This is a genomic window from Pseudomonas sp. Kh14 (assembly GCF_900291005.1).
Taxonomy (GTDB): Bacteria; Pseudomonadota; Gammaproteobacteria; order Pseudomonadales; family Pseudomonadaceae; genus Aquipseudomonas; species Aquipseudomonas alloputida.
On the sequence record NZ_OLKJ01000030.1, the window covers coordinates 1 to 8859 of the forward strand.

Here is an 8859-nt window from a genome sequence, read left to right on the forward strand (position 1 = left end):
TCACCGGGAATGCCGAATACATACTCGACACCTTCGTTTTCCAGGCATTGCACAACGACATCGGCGGCCTTGGCCATTTGGGGTACTACCTCAAAATCTTTGTGGGATTGCAGATTTATTAAGCTGCGTGACTGAGATGTTGCAGGATGTCTCAGTGGCGCGCATCGTAGGCCCTCTGGTTAATAATAATAAATATATTGTTATGATGCTTAGCATCACAGTTCGTTATGAATGCATCTCGCATGAAAGGTAGCACCCCTCAATGAACCTCAAGGCATTGCGCTGCTGTGTCGAAATCGTCCGCCAAGGCAGCTTCACCAAGGCCGCGCAGCACCTGCACATCGCCCAGCCCGCGCTGAGCATGGCCGTTACCCGGCTGGAAGAAGAACTGGGGGTAACCCTGTTCAACCGCACCACGCGCAAAGTGATCCTCACGGCAGAAGGCGAGCAGTTCTTGCCGCGCATTGCCTCAGCCCTGCGCGAAATGGACGTTGCCCGGCAAGAGCTGCGCGACATGGCCGACCTCAAGCGCGGTGAAGTGCGCCTGGGTATCCCGCCGATGTTCGGCCTGCACTACGTCCCCGGGTTGATGAACGCCTTCCGCAAGTCGTACCCGGGCATTGCCATGACCGTGTTCGAAGGCAGTGCCGAAGACATTGGTCATCGCCTGGAGCAACGGGAAATCGACCTGGCGCTGCTGGAGTCCCGGCGTGTACCGCCCGACAAGGAGTCGATCCTGCTGGGCAGCGACGAGATGCTGGCGTGCATGCACCCTGATCACCCCTATGCCGGCAAGGCCTACCTCACCGCCGAAGACCTGCGCAATACCGACATGGTGGTGTTCGATCGCACCTTCGTTCAACGCCATCTTCTGGATGCGTTCTTCGCCGAACATGGCATCACTTACCAAGTGGCGCTACAGAGCAACTTCGTCTCGCTGGTAGTGCAGGCCGCGCTGGACAACATGGGGGTGGCGACCCTGCTGCGCTCGGTGCAGCAACGCACGCCAGGCATCGTCGGAGTGCCGTTCCGGCCAGCACAACAGATGAGTTTCCGCTTGTGCTGGCGCTCGGGGGAATACCTGTCGCTGGCCAGCAAGCGGTTCATCGACTTTGCTGCACAGACGCATTACCTGGAGCGGTGAGGGCCAGTCTTCTGGGCGAGATGAGCAATCACCTGCTCCGCGGCACGCCCCAGGCAGCCTTTGAAAAAGTGATTGGCACCGGCGTATACCGACACTGCCCGTTGTTCAGGGCCAGCCCATTGCAGCAGGTTGGCCAGCGGTGCCATTTCATCCTGTTCACCCTGCAGTAACAGGCAATCCCCAGGCAGCGGCAATGGCTCGTAATAGCGCCCTCCCGGTACATCCCCCACCGGCAGCCCCATCAATGCGACTGCCTGCAACTGCCCTTCCAGCGCACAGGCAACCCGGGCGAACACGTAGGCCCCAAAGGAAAACCCGACCAGGGCTACCGGCAGCTCGGGCTGTTGCTGGTTGAAGTGACGGATGACCGTGATGCAGTCCTCGGCTTCACCGATGCCCTGGTCGTGCGCGCCTTGGGTCTGCCCCACCCCACGAAAGCTCGGCCGTACCACTTGCCAGCCGGCTGCACGTAGCTGCCGTGCCAGGGTCAGCGGCACGATATGCCGTGGGCTACCGCCCAGCAGCGGTTGCGGATGGCTGACCAGCACCAACCCTTTGGGTGGTCCGTCGGGGTAGTCGATCAACAGCTCGATCTGGCCGACGGCCCCATCGATAAGCAGCGGGTTGCGCGGGGTATCTGACATTGCAGTTGTCCTTGTGAACCGAGTGTGTGGCGCGTGTACACCGTTTGCCGAGCGTTGGCGCGTCACCGCCCGCAGTCTAAAAGAGCAGGCATACCCGCTGCCACAGGATCCAGCCACTTCCGCCAGGGCGTAGCAAGAGCGCCCGCACTGAGCAGGAAACGGGCTGACAGGCGAGGAAGCCGGGGCAGCATCCTCGACGTTGCAGCCATCGATTGACTATTATCCCGCCTTGAACGTTTCAGCATGTTTCAATAGGGATACAGATGTCAGTCCAGGAACGCCCCCCGCTACCCAGTAAAAACACCGTCGCCAAGATGGAAGCCGCCATGGCACTGGGCAGCTTTGCCATCGGCACCGGCGAATTCGCCATCATGGGCCTGATGCCCGACATTGCCAGCAATTTGCAGTTGAGCGAACCACAGGTGGGCCATGCCATCAGCGCGTATGCGCTGGGGGTAATGGTTGGCGCCCCGACACTGGCCATTCTCGGTGCCAAACTGCTGCGCAAGCACATGCTGCTGCTGTTGATGCTGCTGTATGCCGTGGGCAACCTGGCCACTGCCTTTGCCCCCTCATTCGGTGGCCTGGTCGCATTTCGTTTCATCAGCGGCCTGCCCCACGGCGCCTACTTCGGCATTGCCGCAGTGGTGGCCTCGAGCATGGTGGCCAAGGATCAGCGCGCGGGGGCCGTTGCCCGGGTGATGATGGGCCTGACCTTGGCCATGTTGCTCGGCAACCCGGTTGCCACCTTCCTGGGCCAGTACTTCGGCTGGCGTTCGGCATTCGTGCTGGTCGGCGCGATCGCCCTGTGCACCATCGCCCTGGTCTGGCGTTTCGTGCCCCAGCGCCACGACGAACCACGCAGCGACCCGCGCAAGGAGCTCCAGGCCTTTGCCCTCCCACAGGTATGGATGGCGCTGGCCATCGCTTCGATCGGTTTTGCCGGCATGTTCTGCGTGTTCAGCTACCTGGCACCGACCATGCTGCAAGTGACCCAGGTGTCGCCACAGTGGATTCCGTTCGGTCTGGCGGCGTTCGGCGTGGGCGGTATCGTCGGCAACATCGCTGGCGGCAAGCTGTTCGACCGCCTGCAGTTCCGCGCCGTGGGCTTGGTACTGATGTGGTCGGTCGCCGTGCTGCTGTTCTTTACCTTCGCCGCCCAGGCGCTGTGGAGCCTGCTGCTGGGCATCGGCCTGGTGGGCACCATGATCGCCCTGGCGGCACCGCTACAGATTCGCCTCATGGACATTGCCCATGAGGCACCTAGCCTGGCAGCGGCGTCGAACCATGCGGCGTTCAACCTGGCCAATGCCCTGGGGCCATGGCTGGGAGGCATGGCGATCACTGCAGGCATGGGCTGGACCAGCACCGGGTACATTGGCGCCGCGACTGCGCTGGTTGGTTTGAGCATTTACCTGGTGGCGCGGCGGATGAAAGGCGGGCATTGAAGCCGGCATGGTCATAGAGGGTTACCCTACCCCTTCATGCACCCGCCACTGCCGAGTCATTCATGTTCGATTGGGAAGACCTGCGCCATTTCTCCGCCTTCAGCTCGGCCGGCTCGCTGTCGGCCGCTGCCAAGACCCTGGGTGTCGACCACGCCACCGTGGCCCGGCGCATCGCCTCGCTCGAAGCTTCGCTCAAGCTCAAGCTGGTCGACCGACGTCCCCGCGCTTATGCCCTCACCCACGAAGGCCAACGTGTTGCGGAACTCGCCGAGCAGATGGCCATGTCCTCTTTTGCCCTGGAGCATTTCGCCAGCGCCGGCCAACAGGCAGTGGAAGGCGAAGTGGTGCTCTCGTCACCACCGGCGCTGCTGGGCAGCATCGTCGCCCGGCGCCTGGGCGAGCTGTACCAGCGCTACCCACAGCTGCGCCTGAAGCTGGTAGGCAGCAAATCCAAGGCGTCCTTGGTCCGCCGCGAAGCTGACATCAGCATCGCCCTGGCCAGGCCGACAGAGCCAACTCTGGTGGTCAGCCTGCTGGGACACCTGGATTACCGGCTGTATGCCTCGCCCGGTTACCTGGCCAGCGCAACGGTCAGGCGCTACATCGGCTACGACGAGTCTCAGGCCCGTTCCCCACAACAGCAATGGCTCAACCTCCAGGCCGGCCAGCAGCCGTTCGCATTGCACAGCAATGACCTGCGCATCCAGGCCCAAGCCTGTGCCGGCGGCATCGGCATCGCCTGCCTGCCCGCGTTCATGGCACAGGAACACGGTCTGAAAGAGGCAGGCAGCGCCCAACAGACAATGAGCATCGAAATCTGGCTGGCCGTGCATGAAGACGTGCGCGCCACACCGCGGATCAAGGCGGTTACCGACTTCCTTCAGCAACAGGTGCGGCCGCTGCTACGCTTGTGAATTCTTGCAGATGGCACATGCATCAATACGGAATTTTCGCCCAACCCTGCCAGCGTTAGGCTAACTCCATCACTCACGCCCTTGAAGGAAACGACGATGCAGTACGTAAAGCTGGGTAGCACTGGGCTGGACATTTCAAGGCTGTGCCTGGGCTGCATGACCTTCGGTGAACCCGACGCCGGCACTCACCCCTGGACCTTGGGCGAAGACGCCAGCCGGCCGATCATTCGCCATGCCGTCGAGCAAGGCATCAACTTCTTCGACACTGCCAACAGCTATTCCGCCGGCACTTCGGAAATCATCCTCGGCAAACTCCTGAAGGAGTTTACCCGCCGCGAAGAGACCGTGATCGCCACCAAGGTGTTCTTCCCTGCCAACATGTGGGAGGGCGCCAGCCGGCCCAATGAGCAAGGCTTGTCACGCAAGGCGATCATGGCCAACATCGACGCCAGCCTCAGCCGCCTGGGCACAGACTACGTCGACCTTTACCAGATCCACCGCTGGGACTACCACACCCCCATCGAGGAAACCATGGAAGCTCTGCATGATGTGATCAAGGCCGGCAAGGCGCGCTACATCGGTGCATCGTCGATGTATGCCTGGCAGTTCGCCAAGGCGCAGCAGGTAGCCGCCAACCATGGCTGGAGCCGCTTCGTGTCGATGCAGAACTACCTCAACCTGATCTACCGCGAAGAAGAGCGAGAGATGATCCCGCTGTGCCTGGATCAAGGCGTCGGCCTGATGCCCTGGAGCCCGATGGCGCGCGGCCGCCTGACCCGGCCGCATGGGCAGCAAACCCAACGCACGCGCACCGATGTGTCCGGGCAGTCGTTCTATGAAAAGACTGAGGTGGAGGACGGCCGGGTAATCGATGTGGTCGAGCAGATCGCCAGCGAACGGGGGGTGCCGATGGCCCAGGTTGCGCTGGCCTGGGTGCTGGGTAGGGCCGGCGTTAGCGCCCCTATCGTCGGCGCCTCGAAGCCCGCCCACCTGGACGATGCCCTGGGCGCACTGTCACTGCAGCTGAGCGAGGATGAGGTGGCGCGCTTGCAGGCCCCTTACGTTCCCCACGCGGTCACCGGCTTCAAGTAGCAATGGCTTGCGGCAGTTCGATGCGCACCCGCAAGCCCCCTGTGGCGGCGGCCAGCGCGGTGATGCTGCCACCGTGCAAGGCGATGGAACGCTGGGCGATCGCCAGCCCCAGGCCAAAGCCGTCGCTGCTGTCGGTGCCACGGTCGAACGGTTCGAAGATACGCTGCAGGCGCGCCGGGTCGACGCCTGGGCCATGGTCGCTGACGCACACCTGCAACCATTGCCCCCCTGGTGCCGGTGCGGCCTTCACCAATACCGCCGTGCCGGTCTTGGTGTAGCGCACGGCATTGCGGATGACGTTCTCGAAGGCCCGGTACAGGAGTTCTTCATGGCCATGCATGAGAAACGCGCCCTGAGCCAGCAAGGACACTTGGCACTGCTTCATGCCTGCCTCGAAACGGGCATCCTCGACGATCTGCGCCAGCAGTTCGACAACATCCACGCTGGCGAAGTCATTGTTGTCTTGACGGGACTGGGCACGGGCCAGGGTCAGCAGTTGCTCGATCAGGTCGTCCATGCGCCGCGACTCGCGCTCGACCCGCTCCAGCATGTCGGGCCGGTCGGGTTGCTGGCGCATCAGGCCAATAGCTGCGTGCATGCGGGTAAGCGGTGAGCGCAGTTCGTGGGAAATATCGTGCAGCAGGTTCTGCTGGGCCTGCACCAACGCCTTGAGTTGGCCAGCCATGCGGTCGCAGTCCTCGGCCAGCTCGACGATCTCGTCGTGGCGCTTGCCCAGCCGGGGTTTGACGCGCACATCGAACCGGCCCTGAGCCACGTGGGCCATCGCCTCACGCAACCAGGCCAGTGGGCGGGTCAGGTACAGGCTGCACAGAAAGGCAAACAGCGCACTCATCAGCGTGCCGGTAAAAAGAGGGCCCACGCCGCGAGGGCGCGCAGGCTCACCAAGCACCGTGGCCACCGAGGCACGCAGCACCAGCGCGCGACCTTGGCGGTCGCTCAAGGCTTGCTCGAAACGCGCCTCCGGCACCGCCCGGCCGGCCAGCAACCGACCCTGGCTGTCGTAAAGGCCCACCTGCACATCCGGCGGCTGCGGCGATACATCAAGCAGCTGTCGGCCTGCCTGCTCGCCGTAGCGCTGCAACATCTGCATTTCGGTGGCCAGCAACGAACGCAGTGCCGGGGTATCGCCACGCCAGTCATTGAGCATGAAAGCGCCCGCCCCCACCAGAAAGGTCAGGCAATTGGCCAGCCAGAACGCCAGAAACAGTTTCCAGAACAGACGTCGGCGCATCATTCGACGATCAGCATGTAACCCATGCCACGCACGCTCTGGATCCAGCTGCTGCCGTCGGCACGCGGGCCAAGCTTGTGCCGGATGCTGCTGACATGCACATCAATGCGCCGGTCATAGCGGGTTAGTGGCCTGCCCAAGGCGTTGAGTGACAAGTCCTGCTTGCTGATCAGTTGACCAGCCTGGCGGGCCAGCGCCTCAAGGAGGCTGAACTCCGAGCCGGTCAGCTCCAGTGTGGCGTCGCACCAGTGCGCCTCACGACGGCCAGGCCACATTTTCAATGCCCCGGAACGCACGTGCTCAGGCGTAATGGCCTCTCCCATCAGCTGCGGCTGAACCCGACGCAGTATTGCCCGCAGGCGTGCCACCAGCTCACCGGGAGAGCTGGGCTTGGGCACATAGTCATCGGCCCCCAGCTCCAGGCCGGCAATGCGGTCGATGTTGTCACCGCGTGCCGTCAGCAGCAGCACCGGCACCTGGCTACGTGCACGCACGCGGCGCAGCACCTCGATACCAGAGATGCCTGGCAGCATCACGTCCAGCACCACTACCTGAAAATGGCCGGACAACGCCAGGGGCTCGCCTTCCTCACCAGTGCCCGCGGCCGTCGCTTGGAAGCCTTCGCGCGCCAGGTACAAAGAGAGCATTTCAGTCAGTTCGCGGTCGTCGTCGACCAGCAGCACAGGAATCATCAGGGCCAGATATCGCAATTGCAGGGGGGGCAATGATCGCCCTGCAAGCCGGCACTGTCACTGCCGCCCGGTCGGACTTTACACATCTTTACCCTCGGCTAACCGCGCCGTACACAGCCCGCCCGTATCCTCATCGCCCGCTGCTTGCGGGTCGCCCGCGCTTGCTGCCCTCCGAATCCGCTTGTCTGGAAACCCCGATGAACTACCCGCGCCTGTTGCTCTCCATCCTGTTGCTGAAAGCCACCCTGGCCCAGGCCTCACCGTTCAGGATCGCCGACATTCGCGTCAACGGCCTGCAGCGGGTTTCCGCTGGCAGTGTGTTCGGTGCCTTGCCGCTGAACGTTGGCGACCAGGCNATTCGCGTCAACGGCCTGCAGCGGGTTTCCGCTGGCAGTGTGTTCGGTGCCTTGCCGCTGAACGTTGGCGACCAGGCCGACGACCGCCGCCTGGTGGACTCGACTCGTTCCTTGTTCAAGACCGGGTTCTTCCAGGACATCCAGTTGAGCCGCGATGGCAATGTGCTGATCATCAATGTGGTCGAGCGCCCATCGGTGTCGAGCATCGAGATTGAAGGCAACAAGGCGATCAGCACCGAAGACCTGATGAAGGGCCTGAAACAATCGGGCCTGGCCGAAGGCGAGATCTTCCAGCGTGCCACCCTCGAAGGTGTGCGTAACGAGCTGCAGCGCCAGTACGTGGCCCAGGGGCGCTACTCGGCCGAGGTTGACGCCGAAGTAGTGCCACAGCCGCGCAACCGTGTGGCGCTGAAGATCAAGATCAACGAAGGCACCGTCGCCGCCATCCAGCACATCAACATCGTTGGCAACAACGTATTCGATGACGAGACCCTGGGGCAGCTGTTCGAACTGAAGACCACCAACTGGTTGTCGTTCTTCAAGAACGACGACAAGTACGCCCGTGAAAAACTCTCCGGTGACCTGGAGCGCCTGCGTTCCTACTACCTGGACCGCGGCTACATCAACATGGACATCGCCTCCACCCAGGTGTCCATCACGCCGGACAAGAAGCACGTCTACATCACCGTCAACATCAACGAAGGCGCGAAATACACCGTTCGCGACGTGAAGCTGTCCGGTGACCTCAAGGTGCCGGAAGACCAGGTCAAGTCGCTGCTGCTGGTGCAGCCGGGCCAGGTGTTCTCGCGCAAGGTGATGACCAGCACGTCCGAGCTGATCACCCGCCGTCTGGGTAACGAAGGCTACACTTTCGCCAACGTCAACGGCGTGCCGCAACCAAACGACCAGGATCACACGGTCGATATCATGTTCGTGGTCGACCCGGGCAAGCGTGCCTACGTCAACCGCATCAACTACCGCGGCAACACCAAGACCGAGGACGAAGTGCTGCGTCGCGAAATGCGCCAGATGGAAGGCGGCTGGGCGTCGACCTACCTGATCGACCAGTCCAAGACCCGTCTTGAGCGCCTGGGCTTCTTCAAGGAAGTCAACGTCGAGACCCCGCAGGTGCCTGGCACCGACGACCAGGTCGACGTCAACTATAGCGTCGAAGAGCAGGCCTCGGGTTCGATCACCGCCAGCGTCGGTTTCGCCCAGAGCGCCGGCCTGATCCTGGGTGGTTCGATCAGCCAGAGCAACTTCCTCGGTACCGGTAACAAGGTATCCATCGGCCTGACCCGTTCGGAATACCAGACC

8 protein-coding genes are annotated in these 8859 nt (G+C 62.6%); 5 read left to right on the top strand and 3 right to left on the bottom strand.

Annotated features, from left to right (window positions below; all coding sequences use genetic code 11):
• The first annotated feature begins 262 nt into the window (after positions 1-262).
• The gene (locus FQ668_RS15925; protein ID WP_004374921.1) at positions 263-1144 is read left to right on the top strand and encodes a LysR family transcriptional regulator; all 882 of its coding nucleotides are present in this window, start codon (positions 263-265) and stop codon (positions 1142-1144) included.
• Here the strand turns inward: FQ668_RS15925 and FQ668_RS15930 are convergent.
• Positions 1129-1788, bottom strand: a complete 660-nt coding sequence (locus FQ668_RS15930; RefSeq protein WP_014590870.1) for an alpha/beta hydrolase — start codon at positions 1786-1788, stop codon at positions 1129-1131. The genes FQ668_RS15925 and FQ668_RS15930 overlap by 16 nt on opposite strands.
• Before the next feature lie 263 nt (positions 1789-2051).
• Between FQ668_RS15930 and FQ668_RS15935 the strand changes: the two genes are divergently transcribed.
• From FQ668_RS15935 to FQ668_RS15945, 3 genes are all read left to right on the top strand, one after another.
• Positions 2052-3236: an MFS transporter gene (locus FQ668_RS15935; RefSeq protein ID WP_019437017.1), complete on the top strand. Its 1185-nt coding sequence runs from the start codon at positions 2052-2054 to the stop codon at positions 3234-3236.
• Between the two features lie 62 nt (positions 3237-3298).
• Positions 3299-4150 carry a LysR family transcriptional regulator gene (locus tag FQ668_RS15940; RefSeq protein ID WP_014590868.1) on the top strand — a complete coding sequence of 284 codons (852 nt, stop codon included), beginning with the start codon at positions 3299-3301 and terminating at the stop codon, positions 4148-4150.
• A gap of 96 nt (positions 4151-4246) precedes the next feature.
• The gene (locus FQ668_RS15945; protein ID WP_014590867.1) at positions 4247-5242 is read left to right on the top strand and encodes an aldo/keto reductase; all 996 of its coding nucleotides are present in this window, start codon (positions 4247-4249) and stop codon (positions 5240-5242) included.
• On the opposite strand, the gene FQ668_RS15950 is transcribed toward FQ668_RS15945, so the two are convergent.
• Positions 5235-6497 carry an ATP-binding protein gene (locus tag FQ668_RS15950; protein ID WP_019437018.1) on the bottom strand — a complete coding sequence of 421 codons (1263 nt, stop codon included), beginning with the start codon at positions 6495-6497 and terminating at the stop codon, positions 5235-5237. The two genes, FQ668_RS15945 and FQ668_RS15950, sit on opposite strands and share 8 nt — an antisense overlap.
• Positions 6494-7186 carry a response regulator transcription factor gene (locus FQ668_RS15955; protein ID WP_019437019.1) on the bottom strand — a complete coding sequence of 231 codons (693 nt, stop codon included), beginning with the start codon at positions 7184-7186 and terminating at the stop codon, positions 6494-6496. Before FQ668_RS15955 ends, FQ668_RS15950 begins: the two co-directional genes overlap by 4 nt.
• Before the next feature lie 197 nt (positions 7187-7383).
• Here FQ668_RS15955 and bamA point away from each other — a divergent pair.
• Positions 7384-8859 (top strand): outer membrane protein assembly factor BamA (gene bamA, locus FQ668_RS15960; protein ID WP_144180413.1); only part of this gene is annotated, 1476 nt, incomplete at its 3' end.